This is a genomic window from Pseudomonas sp. PVC-3-1 (assembly GCF_057444315.1).
Window position 1 is genome coordinate 772,491 of record NZ_CM172023.1, and the last position, 18,589, is coordinate 791,079.

At 65.3% G+C, this 18,589-nt stretch carries 18 protein-coding genes; 14 read left to right on the forward strand and 4 right to left on the reverse strand.

The features are described 5' to 3' along the window. Positions 1-266 precede the first annotated feature (266 nt). Positions 267-3,017, reverse strand: coding sequence for a DNA polymerase I (gene polA, locus AC2T4A_RS03755; protein WP_486742758.1), 2,751 nt, complete (start codon positions 3,015-3,017; stop codon positions 267-269). Positions 3,018-3,091: 74 nt separating this feature from the next. Here polA and AC2T4A_RS03760 point away from each other — a divergent pair, with 74 nt between their 5' ends. Both AC2T4A_RS03760 and AC2T4A_RS03765 read left to right on the forward strand, forming a co-directional pair. After that, positions 3,092-3,379 (forward strand): DUF2782 domain-containing protein, encoded by a 288-nt coding sequence (locus tag AC2T4A_RS03760; RefSeq protein ID WP_024766803.1) that lies wholly within the window; start codon positions 3,092-3,094, stop codon positions 3,377-3,379. A 34-nt stretch (positions 3,380-3,413) separates the two neighbouring features. Then, the gene (locus AC2T4A_RS03765; protein ID WP_486742759.1) at positions 3,414-4,364 is read left to right on the forward strand and encodes a homoserine kinase; all 951 of its coding nucleotides are present in this window, start codon (positions 3,414-3,416) and stop codon (positions 4,362-4,364) included. A gap of 465 nt (positions 4,365-4,829) precedes the next feature. On the opposite strand, the gene AC2T4A_RS03770 is transcribed toward AC2T4A_RS03765, so the two are convergent. From AC2T4A_RS03770 to znuA, 3 genes are all read right to left on the reverse strand, one after another. Then, positions 4,830-5,519 carry a TSCPD domain-containing protein gene (locus AC2T4A_RS03770; protein WP_416743878.1) on the reverse strand — a complete coding sequence of 230 codons (690 nt, stop codon included), beginning with the start codon at positions 5,517-5,519 and terminating at the stop codon, positions 4,830-4,832. 14 nt (positions 5,520-5,533) lie between these two features. Beyond that, complete coding sequence (locus tag AC2T4A_RS03775; RefSeq protein WP_486742760.1) at positions 5,534-7,681, reverse strand: adenosylcobalamin-dependent ribonucleoside-diphosphate reductase; 2,148 nt, start codon at positions 7,679-7,681, stop codon at positions 5,534-5,536. Positions 7,682-8,120: 439 nt separating this feature from the next. Then, positions 8,121-9,068 carry a zinc ABC transporter substrate-binding protein ZnuA gene (znuA, locus tag AC2T4A_RS03780; protein WP_416743881.1) on the reverse strand — a complete coding sequence of 316 codons (948 nt, stop codon included), beginning with the start codon at positions 9,066-9,068 and terminating at the stop codon, positions 8,121-8,123. A gap of 70 nt (positions 9,069-9,138) precedes the next feature. On the opposite strand from znuA, the gene zur reads away from it, so the two are divergent. From zur to AC2T4A_RS03840, 12 genes are all read left to right on the forward strand, one after another. Continuing rightward, positions 9,139-9,645, forward strand: coding sequence for a zinc uptake transcriptional repressor Zur (zur, locus tag AC2T4A_RS03785; RefSeq protein WP_416743882.1), 507 nt, complete (start codon positions 9,139-9,141; stop codon positions 9,643-9,645). Further along, entirely contained in the window at positions 9,645-10,445 is an 801-nt protein-coding gene (znuC, locus tag AC2T4A_RS03790) for a zinc ABC transporter ATP-binding protein ZnuC (RefSeq protein WP_416743884.1), read from the forward strand. The genes zur and znuC overlap by 1 nt, the downstream gene beginning before the upstream one ends. Further along, positions 10,438-11,226 carry a zinc ABC transporter permease subunit ZnuB gene (gene znuB / locus AC2T4A_RS03795; protein WP_169935180.1) on the forward strand — a complete coding sequence of 263 codons (789 nt, stop codon included), beginning with the start codon at positions 10,438-10,440 and terminating at the stop codon, positions 11,224-11,226. Before znuC ends, znuB begins: the two co-directional genes overlap by 8 nt. 37 nt (positions 11,227-11,263) lie before the next feature. Further along, positions 11,264-11,650, forward strand: a complete 387-nt coding sequence (locus AC2T4A_RS03800; protein WP_416743885.1) for a hypothetical protein — start codon at positions 11,264-11,266, stop codon at positions 11,648-11,650. A 323-nt stretch (positions 11,651-11,973) separates the two neighbouring features. Then, on the forward strand, positions 11,974-12,984 hold the full coding sequence (locus tag AC2T4A_RS03805; protein ID WP_416743886.1) for a methionine ABC transporter ATP-binding protein: 1,011 nt from the start codon (positions 11,974-11,976) through the stop codon (positions 12,982-12,984). Continuing rightward, a complete protein-coding gene (locus AC2T4A_RS03810) occupies positions 12,981-13,646 on the forward strand; it encodes a methionine ABC transporter permease (protein ID WP_024766991.1) in 666 nt (221 codons plus the stop codon). The genes AC2T4A_RS03805 and AC2T4A_RS03810 overlap by 4 nt, the downstream gene beginning before the upstream one ends. A 41-nt stretch (positions 13,647-13,687) precedes the next feature. Further along, positions 13,688-14,470 (forward strand): MetQ/NlpA family ABC transporter substrate-binding protein, encoded by a 783-nt coding sequence (locus AC2T4A_RS03815; RefSeq protein ID WP_416743887.1) that lies wholly within the window; start codon positions 13,688-13,690, stop codon positions 14,468-14,470. Positions 14,471-14,876: 406 nt separating this feature from the next. Beyond that, the gene (locus AC2T4A_RS03820) at positions 14,877-15,692 is read left to right on the forward strand and encodes an energy transducer TonB (RefSeq protein ID WP_478376854.1); all 816 of its coding nucleotides are present in this window, start codon (positions 14,877-14,879) and stop codon (positions 15,690-15,692) included. A 49-nt stretch (positions 15,693-15,741) separates the two neighbouring features. Beyond that, the gene (locus AC2T4A_RS03825; RefSeq protein ID WP_343576229.1) at positions 15,742-16,458 is read left to right on the forward strand and encodes a MotA/TolQ/ExbB proton channel family protein; all 717 of its coding nucleotides are present in this window, start codon (positions 15,742-15,744) and stop codon (positions 16,456-16,458) included. Position 16,459: 1 nt separating this feature from the next. Continuing rightward, entirely contained in the window at positions 16,460-16,861 is a 402-nt protein-coding gene (locus AC2T4A_RS03830; RefSeq protein WP_024766994.1) for an ExbD/TolR family protein, read from the forward strand. Between the two features lie 332 nt (positions 16,862-17,193). Beyond that, a complete protein-coding gene (locus AC2T4A_RS03835) occupies positions 17,194-17,847 on the forward strand; it encodes a gamma-glutamylcyclotransferase (protein WP_416743891.1) in 654 nt (217 codons plus the stop codon). 118 nt (positions 17,848-17,965) lie between these two features. After that, positions 17,966-18,547, forward strand: a complete 582-nt coding sequence (locus tag AC2T4A_RS03840; protein ID WP_416743892.1) for an alpha/beta hydrolase — start codon at positions 17,966-17,968, stop codon at positions 18,545-18,547. Positions 18,548-18,589 lie beyond the last annotated feature (42 nt).

An 18,589-nucleotide genomic window follows, 5' to 3' on the forward strand; every position in this document is an offset into this window, starting at 1 on the left:
AGGCAAAAAAAACCCCGAGCTTCGTATGGGGAGGGGGAAGTTCGGGGTTTAAGTCCGGACCGCTAGGGCGGGGTCCAGTAATCTGCCAACACTAAACACTGCAAAGGAGCATCGAAGGGCTTCACCAGCCATTCACGAGTTCTGACTCGGCTCCTCGCGGGAAAGTTCAGCAGGTCACAAAAGATTTTTTCGGGGCGGCCTGAACGTGCCTGAACAATCGTGCCAGAAGGCCCGGCTGGCGGGCCTTGTGACCGTTCGTCCAGTCGTCAGTGGGCCTCGTCCCAATTCGCTCCCACACCGACTTCGACGACCAGCGGCACGTCCAGTTCCGCTGCACCGCTCATCAGCGGCCGAATGCCATCACGGACCTGTTCGAGCAGGTCTTCGCGCACTTCCAGCACCAGTTCGTCGTGCACCTGGAGGATGACGCGGGCATCGATGCCGCTCTCCTGCAGCCAGTTATCCACAGCCACCATCGCGCGTTTCATGATGTCCGCCGCCGTGCCCTGCATGGGTGCGTTGATCGCGGTGCGCTCGGCCGCCTTGCGCATGGCGCCGTTCTTCGAGGCGATTTCCGGCAGGTACAGGCGGCGGCCGAACAGCGTCTCGACAAAACCCTGCTCGGCGGCCTGGGCGCGGGTGCGCTCCATATAGGCCAGCACGCCTGGGTAGCGGGCGAAATAGCGGTCGATATAGGCCTGCGCCTCTTTGCGCTCGACGCCGATCTGCTTGGCCAGGCCGAAGGCGCTCATGCCGTAGATCAGGCCGAAGTTGATCGCCTTGGCGCTGCGGCGCTGGTCGCCGGTGACCTCGTCCAGCGGCACACCGAAGACTTCAGCGGCGGTGGCGCGGTGCACGTCGCGGTCATGACGGAAGGCATCCAGCAGACCTTCGTCCTTGGCCAGGTGGGCCATGATGCGCAGCTCGATCTGCGAGTAGTCCGCCGCCAGCAGTTTGTAGCCCTTGGGCGCGACGAAGGCCTGGCGGATGCGCCGGCCCTCGGCGGTACGGATCGGGATGTTCTGCAGGTTCGGGTCGCTGGAGGACAGCCGACCGGTCGCCGCCACCGCCTGGTGGTAGCTGGTGTGGATGCGCCCGGTGCGCGGGTTGATCTGCTCCGGCAGCTTGTCGGTGTAGGTGCTCTTGAGCTTGCTCATGGAGCGGTACTGCATGATCACCTTGGGCAGCTCGTAATCCTGTTCGGCCAGCTCAGCAAGAACGTTCTCGGCGGTGGACGGCTGGCCGGTGGCGGTCTTGGAAAGCACCGGCAGGCCGAGCTTTTCATAAAGGATGGCGCCCAGCTGCTTGGGCGAGCCGAGGTTGAACTCCTCACCCGCCAGGTCGTAGGCCTGGCGCTGCAACTCGACCATCTTCTCGCCCAGCTCGACGCTCTGCTTGCCCAGCAGGTTGGCATCGACCAGCGCGCCGTTGCGCTCGATACGCGCCAGCACCGGCACCAGCGGCATCTCGATCTCGGTCAGGACCTTGGCCAGCGACGGGATGGCCTCCAGTTTCTGCCAGAGGGTCTGATGCAGGCGCAGGGTGACGTCGGCGTCTTCGGCGGCGTAGGGGCCGGCCTGTTCCAGGGCGATCTGGTCGAAGGTCAGCTGCTTGGCGCCCTTGCCGGCGATATCCTCGAAACGGATGGTGCTGTGGCCCAGGTACTTCAGCGCCAGGCTGTCCATGTCGTGGCGGGTCGCGGTGGAGTCCAGCACGTAGGATTCGAGCATGGTGTCGTAGGCGATGCCCTGCACAGCGATAGGCGTCATGGCGTTGGCCAGGACGTTCATGTCGTACTTGGCATGCTGGCCGACCTTGCGCTTCTTCGGGTCTTCCAGCAGCGGCTTGAGCGCCTTGAGCACGGCGTCGCGGTCCAACTGCGCCGGCACGCCCATGTAGCTGTGGGCCAGCGGCACATAGGCGGCCTCGCCTTCTTTTACTGCGAAGGACACACCGACGACCTGCGCCTGCTGCGGGTCGAGGCTGGTGGTCTCGGTATCGAAGGCGATCAGGTCGGCGGCTTCCAGCTTCTTCAGCCAGGCGTCGAACTGGGCTTGTTCCAGGACGATCTCGTAATGTTTCTCCGCTGCGGCAGCCGGGGCTTCCTCCAGTGCCAGCTGGGAAGTTCCGGCCTTGGCCGCCTGGCGCTGAAGGTCGTCCAGCCCAGTCTTGAATTCCAGGGTGCGGTACAGCTCGGTCAGCGCCTCGCGGTCCGGCTCGCCGGGGTGCAGGGCATCGATCTCGATGTTCAGTTCGACATCGCACTTGATGGTGGCGAGCTTGTAGGACAGGTAGGCCATGTCCTTGTGCTCTTCGAGCTTGGCCGGCAGGCCCTTGGCGCCGCGGATAGGCAGCTCGGGCACCTTGTTCAGGCTGGCGTAGAGCACATCCAGGCCGCCACCCACGCCGGTGAGCAGGCCGAGGGCGGTTTTCTCGCCGACACCGGGCACGCCCGGAATGTTGTCGACCTTGTCGCCCATCAGCGCCAGGTAATCGATGATCAGCTCAGGACCGACACCGAATTTCTCCTTCACGCCATCCACGTCGAGCGTGCTACCGGTCATGGTGTTGACCAGCGTAATGTGCCCGTCGACCAGCTGTGCCATGTCCTTGTCGCCGGTGGAGATCACCACCGCCCGGCCTCCGGCCGCGCTCTGCCGGGCCAGGGTGCCGATCACGTCATCCGCTTCCACGCCTTCCACGCAGAGCAGTGGCAGGCCGAGGGCGCGCACGGTGGCGTGCAACGGCTCAACCTGCACGCGCAGGTCGTCCGGCATCGACGGGCGGTTGGCCTTGTATTCGGCGAACATCTCGTCGCGGAAGGTCCCACCCTTGGCATCGAAGACCACCGCGAAGGGGCTGTCCGGGTATTGCTTGCGCAGGCTCTTGAGCATGTTCAGCACGCCCTTCACCGCACCCGTGGGCATGCCGGTGGAGGTCATCAGCGGCGGCAGGGCATGGAAAGCGCGATACAGATAGGACGAGCCGTCCACGAGGACGAGGGGTGCTTGGCTCATGAGGGGAATCAACCTTTTCAGAAGGGCTCGGGCTAAAATGTCCGTAGCCAATTCGACAAAGGGACAAGGTTATCATGCGTACGTTGAACCGCCTGTTGCTCGCCGCTCTACTGGGTCTTGGCGCGACTTCCGTCATGGCGGCGGACGACGCCCCGACGCCGGAGCCGGATGTGACCATCCGCCAGGAGGGCGACAAGACCATCCAGGAATACCGCGTGAACGGATTCCTCTACGCCATCAAGGTCGTGCCCAAGCACGGCAAGCCGTACTTCCTGGTGCGCCAGGACGGCAGCGACGGCAACTTCATCCGCTCGGACCAGCCCGACAAGCTGATTCCGCAGTGGCAGATCTTCAGCTGGTAACCCCATCCACCCACGACGCTCCAGAGGTTTGAGCATGTCGGTATTCACGCCTCTGGACCGTCCGGTTCTCGAAGACTTCCTCGCCCCCTACGGCCTTGGCCGCCTGCGCGATTTCCGCGGCATCGCCGAAGGGTCGGAAAACAGCAACTTCTTCGTCAGCCTGGAGCAGGGCGAGTTCGTCCTGACCCTGGTGGAACGCGGCCCTGTGCAGGAGATGCCGTTCTTCATCGAACTGCTCGACGTGCTGCACGAAGCCGATCTGCCGGTCCCCTATGCCCTGCGCACGAAAGACGGCGAAGCGCTGCGCCAGCTCGAAGGCAAGCCGGCGCTGCTGCAACCGCGCCTGTCCGGCCGTCACGAACGCTCGCCGAACAACCATCACTGCCAGGAAGTCGGCAACCTGCTGGCGCGCCTGCACCTGGCGACCCGTGAACGGATCATCGAACGCCCCAGCGACCGCGGCCTGAGCTGGATGCTGCATGAAGGCGAGACGATGCAGTCGCACCTTTCCGGCGCTGCGGCCACGCTGCTGGGCGATGCCCTGGAAGAAATAGCCCGCCTGCTCGCCGAACAACCGGCGCTGCCGCGCGCCAACCTGCACGCCGACCTGTTCCGCGACAACGTGCTGTTCGACGGCCCGCACCTGGCAGGAGTGATCGACTTCTACAACGCCAGTTCCGGCTGGATGCTCTACGACCTGGCGATCACCGTGAACGACTGGTGCTCGACCGAGGACGGCGCCCTCGACAGTCCGCGCGCCCGCGCCCTGCTGGCGGCCTATGCGGCCAAGCGGCCGTTCACCGCGCTGGAAGCCGAGCTATGGCCGGAGATGCTGCGGGTGGCTTGCGTGCGCTTCTGGCTGTCGCGGCTGATCGCGGCCGAGGCATTCGCCGGGCAGGACGTGCTGATCCATGATCCGGAAGAGCTCGAGCGGCGCCTGGCGCAGCGGCAGACGGTGGGAATTCATCTGCCGTTTGCGTTGTGACCCTGAGTTTGATCGCGACGCGGGACCTGTAGGAGCGAGCTTGCTCGCGAACGGCCCCGGAGTGGGTTTGGTTCGCGAGCAAGCTCGCTCCTACAGAAGAGCAGTCCGGTGTGAAGCGGGGGGGCGTAAATATCTAGCTCGGAGCTGGCATCCCTGCCGTTGCTCCTCTGTTCAAGGTCAACCCCGGCCCGGCCATCCATGGCCAGGCGTTCGCGGGGCGACGCCGCATGCAGGCATAAATATCTAATTCGGAGCTGGCATCCCTGCCGTTGCGCCTCTGCTCAAGGTCAACCCCGGCCCGGCCATCCATGGCCAAGCGTTCGCGGGGCGACGCCGCATGCAGGCATAAATATCTAATTCGGAGCTGGCATCCCTGCCGTTGCGCCCCTGCTCAAGGTCAACCCCGGCCCGGCCATCCATGGCCAGGCGTTCGCGGGGCGACGCATGCGTCGCAGAGCCTCCCGCTCACCCACATTTCGAGTGCCCACAGTTCAGGCAGGTGGCACAACCATCCATCTGCACCACCGCCATGGTGTTGCACTTGCCGCACAGTTGAGCGCCAGCGGGGAAGCCTTCGCCGGGTTCGGCCTTGTTGGTGCCCTGCGCGGCTTCATAGGCGGCGCGCTTCTCGGCGAGGTACAGGCGCTGCTCCTCGTCCAGTTGCGGGCCTTCCATCAGGCCGATGGCGACCATATGGCGCTCGATCACCGCGCCGATCTCGGCAACGATGGACGGCATATAAATGCCGCCGCGCTTCAGGTAGCCACCACGCGGGTCGAACACCGCCTTCATCTCCTCCACCAGGAAGGTGCAGTCGCCACCCTTGCGGAACACTGCGGACATGATCCGGGTGAGCGCGACGATCCACTGGAAGTGATCCATGTTCTTCGAGTTGATGAAGATCTCGAAGGGCCGGCGCTGCTCGTACGGAGTATCCGGGTTGAGCACCACGTCGTTGATGGTCACGTACAGCGCGTGCTCGAACAGCGGCGACTTGATCTTGTAGGTCGCACCGACCAGCAGCTCCGGCCGTTGCAGGGTTTCATCCATCTTCACCACGGCGGCTGCCGCGGCGGCTTCCACGCGGGCCTTTTCCTCGGCCACGTCCACCACCTGGAAGCCTTTGATCTTCTGGTTGATCTTGACGCTCATCACTTTCTCCAGGGGTATCAGTACTTGCCGTAATAGCCTTCTTTCAAGGCGTCGAAAAGATTGGCGGCGGTATGGATCTCGCCGTCGTACTCCACTTCCTCGTTGCCCTTGAGCTCCACCACGCTGCCGTCTTCCAGCTCGAAGCGATACACCGTCTTCTCCAGGTCCGATTCCTTCACCAGCACGCCCTGGAAGGCAGCCGGGTTGAAGCGGAAGGTGGTGCAGCCCTTCAGGCCCTGGCGCCAGGCGTAGAGGTAGATGTCCTTGAAGTCCTCGAACGGGTAGTCGGTAGGGACGTTGGCGGTCTTGGAGATCGACGAGTCGATCCACTTCTGCGCGGCGGCCTGGATATCCACGTGCTGCTGCGGGGTGATGTCGTCGGCGGTGATGAAGTAGTCCGGCAGGCGGTGCTTCTCTTCTTCCGCACCCGGCACGGCGTGGTGGTCCACCTGGTCGCGGTAGGCCAGCAACTCGTAGCTGAAGACCGAGATCTTTTCCTTGGTCTTGCGGCCGGGGCGGATCAGGTTGCGCGAATAATGGTGGGCGAAGCTCGGCTCGATGCCGTTGGAGGCGTTGTTGGCCAGGCTCAGGCTGATGGTGCCGGTGGGCGCGATGGAGCTGTGGTGGGTGAAGCGCGCACCGTGCTCGGCCAGCTCCTCGATCAGCTGCGGCGCGTGCTCGGCGACGCGCTGCATGTAGCGCGAGTATTTGGCGTGCAGGACGCGGCCCGCCACCTTGTCGCCGACCTTGAGGCCATCGGCCTTCATTTCCGGGCGTTTGCGCAGCATCTCGGCGGTGACCTCGTATTCCTTCACCAACACCGGCGCCGGGCCTTTCTCGCGGGACAGTTCCAGCGCCACTTCCCAGCCCACCAGGGCCATCTCGCGCGCCACTTCTTCGGTGAACACGCAGGCTTCCGGGCTGCCGTAGCGCAGCTTGAGCAGGGTCAGCGCCGAGCCCAGACCGAGGAAGCCCATGCCGTGGCGACGCTTGCCGAGGATTTCCGCGCGTTGCTGTTCCAGCGGCAGGCCGTTGATCTCCACCACGTTGTCGAGCATGCGGGTGAACACGCGGACCACTTCGCGGTAGCGCTCCCAGTCGAAGCGCGCGTTGTCGCCGAAGGCATCGACCACGAAGGTGGTCAGGTTCACCGAGCCCAGCAGGCACGAGCCATAGGGCGGCAGCGGCTGCTCGCCACAGGGGTTGGTCGCTCGGATCGCCTCGCACCACCAGTTGTTGTTCATCTCGTTGACCCGGTCGATCAGGATGAAGCCCGGCTCGGCGTAGTCATAGGTGGACACCATGATCATGTCCCAAAGGTGCCGCGCCTTGACTCGCCCGTAGACCTTGCAGGCCACACGGCCGTCGTCGCCCACCAGGTAGTCGTCGTGCGACGGCCAGTCGCGCCAGACCACTGCCTCGGCGTCGTTCAGGTCGACTTCGTCGCGTTCCTTCTGGTGGATCGGGAACACCAGCGGCCAGTCTTCGTCGTCCTCGACGGCGTTCATGAAACCGTCGGTGATCAGCAGGCTGAGGTTGAACTGGCGCAGGCGGCCGTCTTCGCGCTTGGCGCGGATGAACTCGCGCACGTCCGGATGGCTGACGTCGAAGGTGCCCATCTGCGCGCCGCGCCGCCCGCCGGCGGAGCTGACGGTGAAGCACATCTTGTCGTAGATATCCATGAACGACAGCGGCCCGCTGGTGTGCGCACCGGCGCCGGAGACGTAGGCGCCGCGCGGGCGCAGGGTGCTGAATTCGTAGCCGATGCCGCAGCCGGCCTTCAGGGTCAGTCCAGCCTCGTGGACCTTCTCCAGGATGTCGTCCATGGAGTCGCGGATGATCCCCGAGACGGTGCAATTGATGGTCGAAGTGGCCGGCTTGTGCCCCTGGGCACCGGCGTTGGAAATGATCCGCCCAGCCGGAATGGCGCCGTTGCGCAGGGCCCAGAGGAAGCGCTCGTACCAGTGTTCGCGCAGTGCCTTGTTGGCCTCGACGTCGGCGAGGGCACGGGCGACGCGCTGCCAGGTCTCGTCGACGCTGCCATCGATAGGTTTGCCGCTCTTGTGCTTGAGGCGGTACTTGCTGTCCCAGATGTCCTGCGAGGCAGGCTGCAGGGCGAGAACTCCTTGGTCGGCGCCGCGTTGGCGCGCATCGGTCTTGGCCATCCGAGAAATAACCTCCTGTCGGTTGGGTGGCAGGCGCAAATGGAGCGCGAGTAGACCCCATATGTAGGCATAGATTCCTGATCACCATCAATATCTTGTGTCAGGAGACCCCAGACGGAAACGATAGACGGTTGAGCCGAAGGCGTAGGAAAAGATGCGTAAAGCCGACGATTGGCGGGGCATTGATGGCAGGAAAAGTAGGAAATTTCAGGCGAGAGCAGTGCGACGATCAGGCGCGGGGGGAGGGCTTTCGTAGGAGCGGACTTTGTCCGCGATGAGCTTGCCTCGCGCGGGAAAACAGCGCGGACAAAGTCCGCTCCTACGCGAAGGTCTGGGGATGGGGATGGGGATGGGGATGGGGATGGGGATTCCCCTCTCCCTGAAGGGAGAGGGCTGGGGAGAGGGGAAACCCCGGCACAGAAGTTTCCCGTGAGCCCGATCAGAGCTTCTCCAGACACCCCGCAAACTCATCCGCCAGGTTGCCCAGCAGATGCTCGTAGCCCTGCGCGTCGACCTTCACGCCAACGCCCAGATCGTCCAGCTCGGCCAGGCGTACCGGCAGGCCCTGGCTCAGGGTGTCGGCCAGGCGCGGGCGGATCGGCGGTTCGCTGAAGATGCAGGACGGCCCGGCCTTCTGCAGTTGCGCACGCATCATGGCGACATGGCGGGCGCCCGGCTGCACGTCGGCGGACACGGCGAAGACGCCGGCGTGCCGCAGGCCGTAGGCTTCCTCGAAGTAATCGAATGCCTCATGGAAGACGAAGAACGGCTTGCCCTTGAGCGGATCGATGCGCTGTTGCAGGCGGGTATTGAGCTGCTCCATGCGCTCGTCGAAGGCCTTCAGATTGGCCTGGTAGCGGCTGGCGTTGGCCGGGTCGGCGATGGCCAGGTCCTCGGCCATGCGCGCGGCGATCACCTGGGCGTTGGCCGGCAGCAGCCAGAGGTGGGCGTCGATCATGCCGGGGCGGTGATCGTGATCGTGGCCCAGGTCATCCTGCCCCGAATCATGGTCATCATGGTCCGGGTGGTTGGACTCACTGAAGTCGGCGAACTTGCGCAGGTGCATGCCGGCCTGGTCCTGCAGCGCCACGCTCGGGCCCTTGCGGCTGTCCAGGACTTTGGGCAGGAAGTTCTCAAGGTCCGGGCCAACCCAGTAGAACAGCTGCGCATCGCGCACGCGGCGGATGTCGGACGGGCGCAGCGAGTAACTGTGCGGCGAGGCGCCCGGCGGCAGCAGCACGTCCGGCGTGCCCTCGCCGTCCTGGATGGCGGCAGCGATCAGTTGCAGCGGCTTGATGCTGGTCAGCACGCTGACCTCGGCACGTACGGGGAGGCTGAGCAGCAGCGCGCAGGCGGCGGTCAGCAGGGCGACGGGACGGAAGGACACGGCGGCACTCACACAGGGGAGACATGAAAGAGTAATATAATAACGTCTCTGAACCCGAGCGTCGCCGCGCATGTACAAGATCGCCCCCAAGACTCCCCTCGCCTGCCGCCCGCACGACCACGCCAACTGCGTGGCCAGTGCCCTGGCCGACGCCGACGCGCTGTGCGCGCGCCAGGGTGTGCGCCTGACCGAGCTGCGCCGGCGCGTGCTGGAGCTGGTCTGGGCGAGCCACAAGCCGCTGGGCGCCTACGACATCCTTGCCGTGCTGAGCGAGGAAGACGGCCGCAAGGCAGCCCCGCCGACGGTCTACCGCGCGCTGGATTTCCTCCTGGAAAACGGTCTGGTGCACCGCATCGCCTCGCTCAACGCCTTCATCGGCTGCGCGCACCCGGAACACGCCCATGAAGGCCAGTTCCTGATCTGCCGCGCCTGCCACACCGCCATCGAACTGGAACAGCCGGCCATCAGCGAGGCGATTGTCGCTGGGGCCAAGGGCGTCGGCTTCGCCGTGGAAACCCAGACCGTCGAGATCGTCGGCCTCTGCGGCGCCTGCGCCCCCGCCCAGCGGGAGGCGTGATGAGCGACGCCCTGATCCGCCTGCAAGGCGTCGGCGTCAGCTACGCCGGCCAGGCAGTGCTGCAGAACGTTGACCTGACCATCGCTCCGGGCGAAATCGTCACCCTGATCGGCCCCAATGGCGCCGGCAAGACGACCCTGGTGCGCAGCGTGCTCGGCTTGCTCAAGCCCGATACCGGCAGCGTCTGGCGCCAGCCGAAGCTGTCCATCGGCTACATGCCGCAGAAGCTCCACGTCGACCCGACCCTGCCGCTGACAGTCTTCCGCTTCCTGCGCCTGGTACCCGGCGTGCAGCGCACCCAGGCGCTCGACGCGCTGAAGGAAGTCGGCGCCGCCCACGTGATCGACAAGCCGCTGCAGAGCGTTTCCGGTGGCGAGCTGCAGCGCGTGCTGCTGGCCCGCGCCCTGCTGCGCAAGCCGGAACTGCTGGTGCTCGACGAACCCGTGCAGGGCGTCGACGTCGCCGGCCAGGCCGAGCTGTACCGCCTGATCGGCCGCCTGCGCGACCGCCTCGGCTGCGGTGTGCTGATGGTCTCCCACGACCTGCACCTGGTGATGAGCGCCACCGACAAGGTGGTCTGCCTGAACCGTCACGTCTGCTGCTCCGGGCACCCGGAACAGGTCAGCGGCGACCCGGCCTTCGTCGAGCTGTTCGGCCAGGATGCCCGCAGCCTGGCGGTCTATCACCACCACCACGACCACTCCCACGACCTGCACGGCGAGGTGGTGAAACCCGCCTTCCCCGCCGGCACCCGCTTCACTCCGGTCCACCAGCACGGCCCCGACTGCAACCATGGCTGATTTTCTGCTCAACGCCCTCCTCGCCGGGCTGGCCCTGGCGGTGGTCGCCGGGCCCCTGGGTTCGTTCGTCGTCTGGCGACGCATGGCCTATTTCGGCGACACCCTGTCCCACGCCGCCCTGCTCGGCGTGGCCCTCGGCTTCCTGCTGGACGTCAGCCCGACGCTGGCGGTGACCGTCGGCTGCGTGCTGCTCGCCGTCCTGCTGGTCACCCTGCAGCAGCGCCAGCCACTGGCCGCCGACACCCTGCTGGGCATCCTCGCGCACAGCACGCTGTCGCTGGGCCTGGTGACCCTGAGCTTCATGAAGGAAGTGCGCGTCGACCTGATGGCTTACCTGTTCGGCGACCTGCTCGCCGTCAGCCAGACCGACCTGCTGTGGATCATTGCCGGCAGCGCCCTGGTGCTCGGGTTGATCTGCTGGCTGTGGCGACCGCTGCTGGCAATCACCGTGCACGAGGAACTGGCGCGGGTCGAAGGCTTGCCGGTGACCGCCATCCGCCTGGCGCTGATGCTGTTGATCGCCATCGTCATCGCCGTGGCCATGAAGATCGTCGGCGTGCTGCTGATCACCTCGCTGCTGATCATTCCCGCTGCCGCCGCCCAACGGCACGCGCGCAGCCCTGAACAAATGGCCTTCGGCGCGAGTCTGATCGGTCTGGTGGCGGTGTGCGCCGGGCTCTCGCTGTCCTGGTTCAAGGACACCCCCGCCGGTCCCTCCATCGTGGTCAGCGCGGCGGCCCTGTTCCTGCTGAGTTTTGTCCTGCCGCGCCGGACGGTGTAGAATTTGGCGATTTTTTGATCAAAAGAGACCCTGACGCATGAAGTCGTTCGTCATCCGCCTGTTCGCGCTGATGGCCATGGCGCTGGCCCTTGTGGCCTGCCAGAGCACCGCGAGCAATCCGCCCGCCAGCAGTGGCTTCGAGACCGAACTGGCCGCCGGCCGTCTGGAATCCGCGCAGCTCGCGCTGGGTTCCGAGCAGGAAGACGCCACCCAGCTCGCCGAGCGCCGCAAGCGCCTGGCCGACGCGTACCTGGAGCGCAGCCGTGAAGCCCTGGCCAAGGGCGACGTCAACGGCGCCACCACCGCCCTGACCCGCGCCCGCTCGCTGATGCCCCGCGCACCCGGCGTAGCCGCCGACGTGAGCGGCCTGCAGAAGCCCGCCGCGCCAGCAGCCCCGGCCGTCCAGCCGACCTGCACACCCTAAGCCCTCGGGCGCCCGTCCGCGGCGCTCGTTATTTCCTTTTGTTCCGTGCTTAGCTGAACAAAGATTAATCAGCCATAAAAAAGCAGGTTAAAATGCGCGGTTTTGGCTGATCGCCTACGTTTGTCGTCTATCCCTCGACAACTTAGTAGGTCCCGAACCTGTTTAGGGCTTGCGAGCTAGAGCAGTACAAGGCGAAAACAGGCGAGAAAGCGAAGTCTACTGACGCGTAAATGAGCATTTCTCGCCTGTTTTCAACGCAGTAATGCCGACGCGCAGCACGCCATAAACAGGTTCCCATACGCCGTACCCACAAGGTTTGCTACGTGATCGAATTCCACGACGTCCACAAGACCTATCGCGTCGCCGGACGCGATATCCCGGCCCTGCAGCCGACCCACCTGTCCATCGAGGGTGGCCAGGTGTTCGGCCTGATCGGCCATTCCGGCGCCGGTAAAAGTACCCTGCTGCGCCTGATCAACCGCCTGGAAGAGCCCAGCGGCGGGCGCATCGTCATCGACGGCGAAGACATCACCGCCCTAGACGCCGACGGCCTGCGCCGCTTCCGCCAGCGCGTCGGGATGATCTTCCAGCACTTCAACCTGCTGGCCTCCAAGACCGTCGCCGACAACATCGCCATGCCGATGAAACTCGCCGGCACCTTCAGCGCCACCGAAATCAGCGCGCGGGTGGATGAATTGCTCGAGCGCGTCGGCCTCAAGGACCACGCCCGCAAATACCCGGCGCAGCTCTCCGGTGGCCAGAAGCAGCGCGTCGGCATCGCCCGTGCCCTGGCCTGCCGACCGACCATTCTGCTCTGCGACGAAGCCACCAGTGCGCTCGACCCGCAGACCACCGGCCAGGTCCTGCAGTTGCTCGCCGAGATCAACCGCGAGCTGAAGCTGACCATTGTCCTGATCACCCACGAGATGGACGTGATCCGCCGTGTCTGCGATCAGGTCGCGGTGATGGATGCCGGGCGCATCGTCGAACAGGGTGAGGTCGCCGACGTATTCCTCCATCCGCAGCACGACACCACCCGCCGCTTCGTCTTCGAGGCCGAGCGCGTCGACGAGGACGAGCAGCACGATGACTTCGCCCACGTGCCGGGCCGCATCCTGCGTCTGACCTTCCGTGGCGAGGCGACCTACGCGCCGCTGCTGGGCACCGTCGCGCGCCAGACCGGCGTGGACTACAGCATCCTCGCCGGCCGCATCGACCGCATCAAGGACCAGCCCTACGGCCAGCTCACCCTGTCCCTAGTGGGCGGTGACATCGAGGCCGCCATGGCGCAGCTCAACGCCGCCGAAGTCCATGTGGAGGTGCTGCGCGCATGAGCGACTTTTTTGTAAACATCGATTGGTCCGAGATTCTCCAGGCCAGCCTCGACACCTTCTGGATGCTCGGCGGTTCGCTGCTGTTCACCGTCATCCTCGGCCTGCCGCTGGGCGTGCTGCTGTTCCTCACCGGGCCCAAACAGATGTTCGCCAACCGCGGCATCTACGGCGTGCTGGCGTTCATCGTCAACGTGCTGCGCTCGCTGCCGTTCATCATCCTGCTGATCGTACTGATCCCGCTCACGGTGATCCTGGTCGGTACCTCGCTGGGCGTTGCCGGGGCCATCCCGCCGCTGGTGGTGGGTGCCACGCCGTTCTTCGCGCGCCTGGTGGAAACCGCGCTGCGCGAGGTGGACAAGGGCATCATCGAAGCCACCCAGGCGATGGGCGCCAGCACCCGCCAGATCATCTGGAACGCGCTGCTGCCCGAGGCCCGTCCGGGCATCATCGCCGCCATTACCGTTACCGCCATCACCCTGGTGTCCTACACCGCGATGGCGGGCGTGGTCGGCGCCGGCGGCCTCGGCGACTTGGCGATCCGCTACGGCTACCAACGCTTCCAGGACGACGTGATGCTGCTCACCGTGGTGATGCTGGTGGTACTCGTCCAGATCCTGCAGACCGTCGGCGACAAGCTGGTGGTCCATTACTCGCGCAAATAACCACAAGGCCCGCCGGATGCGGGCCGACCAAGGAGCCAACCATGAAGAAACTGTTCGCCGCGTTCGCTGCCGCCGCCGTCATCGCTGCCCCGCTGGCCCAGGCCGCCGACAGCCTGACCGTCGCCGCTACCCCGGTGCCGCACGCCGAGATCCTCAACTTCGTCAAACCCATCCTGGCCAAGGAAGGGGTAGAGCTGAAAGTGAAGGAATTCACCGACTACGTGCAGCCCAACACCCAGGTCGCCGAGAAGCGTCTGGACGCCAACTTCTTCCAGCACCAGCCGTACCTGGATGAGTTCAACAAGACCAAGGGCACCAGCCTGATCGCCGTCACCGGCGTGCACATCGAGCCGCTGGGCGCCTACTCCACCAAGTTCAAGAAGCTCGACGAGCTGCCCTCGGGCGCCACCGTGGTGATCCCCAACGACGCCACCAACGGCGGCCGCGCGCTGCTGCTGCTGGACAAGGCCGGCGTGATCAAGCTCAAGGACAACAAGTCCATCACCGCCACCCCGAAAGACATCGTCGAGAACCCGAAGAACATCAAGGTGCGTGAGCTGGAAGCGGCCACCCTGCCGCGCGTGCTGACCCAGGTCGACCTCGCCCTGATCAACACCAACTACGCCCTGGAAGCCAAGCTGAACCCCACCAAGGACGCACTGGCCATCGAAGGCGCCGACTCGCCCTACGTGAACATCCTGGTTGCCCGTCCGGACAACAAGGACAGCGCCGCCATGCAGAAGCTGGCCGCCGCCCTGCACAGCCCCGAGGTGAAGCAGTTCATCCTCGAGAAGTACAAGGGTGCTGTCGTTCCGGCGTTCTGATCGCCGCGAAGTATCCCCCTGAAAAGCCCGGTCGAATGACCGGGCTTTTTCGTTTCTGGCTTTTGGCTTCAATTCTTTTGTAGGAGCGAGCTTGCTCGCGAACAAGACACGCCGAGGGCACCGACATTGGGCGTGTTCGCGAGCAAGCTCGCTCCTACAGAACAGGTTTGAGCATTTTTTCGCCAACCTTCCTTGCATATTTTCCATGCCGCAAAGGCATCGATTTTTCTCGACCTCGCTTAAAGCCACGAACGACGGTGCCTGCAGCGATACGTCAAAAACATATAGCACCAAAAGTTATTTAAATAAGAGAAACAATCACTTCAAGAGCTAAGACGCTCCGCCAATCATGCAGGTCCGTTTCAAGCGCGTCGTAGAGCCGCGCAGACCTGCAAGGAGATCGTTCATGGCTCAACCCCAGCATGCCCTCGCGCCGGATACCTTCCTGCGCCACGTGCCCGGCGGCGACCTGGTCGATCTCGGCCGCCCGCTGCGCCACGCGCTGGAGCTGGGCCGCCATGTGCCGGCAAAAGCCCGTGCGCTGAGCCGCCGCGAAGCCGTCCTGCTCGGTCTGTTCGCCCTGACGCTGCACGGCGCGGTGATCTACTGGCTGAGCCAGCAGCCCACGCCGAAGCTGCCGGAGGTGCCACCGCAGGTGCCGCCGATGACCATCGAATTCACTGCACCCACCCCGCCGGTCGTCGAACCGCCGCCACCCGAGCCGATCCCCGAGCCGGTTGTGCAGGAACCACCGCCCCCGGTGGTGGACGAGAACGCGGTGAAACCGCCGCCGCCCAAGCCGATCCCCAAACCCAAGCCGAAACCGGTCGCCAAGCCCAAGCCCGTGCCCAAGCCGGTCGAGCAACCTACGCCGCCCAAGGCCGAAACCCCGCCGCCGCAACCGGCACCACCCGCTCCGCCAGCGCCGGCTCCGGCCCCGCTGACACCGCCCTCGGCCAACGCCGGCTACCTGAAGAACCCGGCGCCGGAATACCCACCACTGGCCCAGCGCCGTGGCTGGGAAGGCACCGTGCTGCTGCGCGTGCATGTCCTCGCAAGCGGTAGCCCGAGCGAGATCCAGGTGCAGAAGAGCAGCGGCCGCGACGCCCTCGACGATGCGGCGGTGCGCGCGGTGAAACGCTGGAGCTTCGTCCCCGCCAAGCGCGGCGACGTGGCCCAGGACGGCTGGGTCAGCGTACCCATCGATTTCAAATTGCATTGATTCAACTTGCCCAGATCAGCCGCACGAGAAACGCGGAAGGAGAACACCCATGAGTCTGCCCCTGAACCCCCTGGAATCCGTCGAAGGCGCAGTCATCTGGCTGCTGGTCGGCTTCTCCGTCGTCACCTGGGCCCTGGCCCTGGTGAAAGGCGTCCAGTTCACCCGCCAGAAGTCCCAGGACAAGCGCTTCCAGAAGCAGTTCTGGAGCGCCACCAGCCTCGAATCGGCTGGTGACCAGGCCGCCGGCAAGCCCGGCGCCGGCGCCCGTGTCGCCCAGGCTGGCTTCGCCGCCATCCAGGTGCAGGACAACGGCCAGCCGGACCTCGCCCAGTCGATCAACCACCAGGACCGCCTCGAACGCGCCCTGCGCCAGCAGATCCAGCGCGAACGCCGCTCCCTGGAATCGGGCCTGGCGGTGCTCGCCTCCATCGGTTCCACGTCGCCCTTCATCGGCCTGTTCGGCACCGTGTGGGGCATCATGGAAGCGCTCAAGGGCATCAGCGCAGCCGGCTCGGCGAGCCTGGAAACCGTCGCCGGCCCTATCGGCAGCGCACTGATCGCCACCGGGGTGGGTATCGCCGTCGCCGTGCCGGCGGTGCTGGTCTACAACTACTTCCTCCGTCGCCTGAAGCTCACGGCGGCCGACCTCGACGACTTCGCCCACGACTTCTACAGCCTCGCGCAGAAGAGCGCCTTCCGCGTCGTCGCCCTGCCCACCGCCGCACGCAAACCGTCTGCCGGCGCCAGCGTGAAGGAGGCGAGCTGACATGGCCTTCTCGACCCAGGACAGCGACGAGGTTCTCTCCGAGATCAACGTCACCCCGCTGGTGGACGTGATGCTGGTGCTGCTGGTGGTGTTCATCGTCACCGCGCCGCTGCTGACCAACGCCATCCCGATCAACCTGCCCAAGACCGAGGCAGTCGCCCCGCCGGAGCAGAAGGACCCGCTGGTGGTGAGCATCGACGGCGCCGGCAAGTGGTTCATCAACAAGGACGAGATTCAGCCGGACCTGCTGCAAAGCAATCTGGCGGCGGCCAAGGCCAAGGACGCCGAGGTCCGTGTGCAGCTTCAGGCGGATGAAACCGTGAACTACGGCCAGGTGGCCAAGGCCATGGCCTCCATCGAGAAGGCGGGCATTACCAAGCTGGCGGTGATCACCGCGCGCTGAGGCACCTGTAAGACACTTGAAACAGAGCGGGTGTAGAAAGGGACCTCCACAACGTACCGAGCTTCAAGGCCGCTCTCCCAATACTCAGGCAGGGGTGAGCGGCCTTTTTTTATTCCCGACATACGTCGGGGTTCGCGAGCAAGCTCGCTCCTGCAGGTTTGGGCCGGGAGCGCTCTTTGTAGGAGCGAGCTTGCTCGCGAACCGCCCCTGATCCGTCCACCGCCGTTCGTCGTCATCCCCGCCCCGGCAATAAACCTATGCCTTTCAGGCCCTTCCGTGGCCGCCGCAGTTCTACTAAGTTGATGACAGTCTGGAGACCTGAGGGGTACCGCATGACATCGTCTCCCGCTTCGGAAGGCCCGTTCTATCCACCGACACTGGGGGTGCCGGAACGCTTCACACCCGAACAGCTGCGCGCCTCGCTCGACATCACCATGAGCGAACATGGCGCCGGCCCGGTGTGGCTGTTCGCCTACGGCTCGCTGATCTGGCGCCCGGAGTTCCCGGTGGCCGAGGCACGCCGCGCGCGGGTGCACGGCTACCATCGGGGGCTTTACCTGTGGTCCCTCACCCACCGCGGCACCCCGGAAGCGCCGGGCCTGGTGCTCGGCCTGGACCGTGGCGGCTCCTGCTCCGGTTTCGCCTTCCGCCTGCCCGAAGACCACCTCGACGCCAACCTCTATGCGCTCTGGGAACGGGAGATGCCCTACGCCTCCTACCGCCCGGAATGGCTGAATTGCCGGTTGGACGACGGCAGCCGTGTGCGCGCCCTGGGCTTTGTCCTCGAACGCCACCTGCCCAGCTATGCCGGCTCCCTGCCCGATACCGTCGTCGAGCACGTCCTGGCCAGCGCCCAGGGCCATTTCGGCACTACCCGCGACTACGTCGAGCAGACTGCCCGCGCGCTGCGTGAATACGCCATGCCCGACCTCAATCTGGAGGGCATTTTGGCGCGCTGCTGCCCGTTGCGCCGGGCGCAGGACTGACGCCTTATCGCCATTCGTTAGATAGAAATACTGCATAAGCAAAGAATTTCTTATTCCTTAACGAATATTAAAACCCTCCCTAGAATGCCTTCTCATGACGATTCGAGAGGGCCGCTCCATGCGCAACGAACGCATCCGCTACCTGATCGTGCCGGGCTGGCACGGTTCCGACGATGCCCACTGGCAGAGCCACTGGCAGCGCGCCCTGCCGAACGCCGCGCGGGTGCAGCAGCAGGACTGGATCACCCCGCAGCACAATGACTGGGTTGCCGAACTCGACCGCGAAATCCGCCGCGAGCCCGGCCGCGTGGTGCTGATCGCCCACAGCCTGGGCTGCGTCACCGTCGCCTCCTGGGCCTCCCGCGCCGACCGTCGCGCTCTCGCCCAGGTTGCCGGCGCCCTGCTGGTGGCACCGGCCGACGTGGAGCGAGAAACCTGCCACGAGGCCCTGCGCAATTTCGCGCCCATCGCCGTCCAGGCCCTGCCGTTCGCGACGGTGCTGGTGGGCTCGGACAATGACGCCGCCTGCAGCCCGCAACGCGCCATGGCACTGGGCCGCACCTGGGGCGCCGAGACGGTGATCCTGCCGTCCGCCGGGCACATCAACGTGAAATCCGGCCACGGCGCCTGGGAATCGGGCTACCGTCATCTGTATCGCCTGCAGTACCTGATCGACCAGCAATCGCGCCAGCGCGCCTGATTCCGTCTCCTGATTAGCGGAGCATGGAGCGCGGTGTGACGA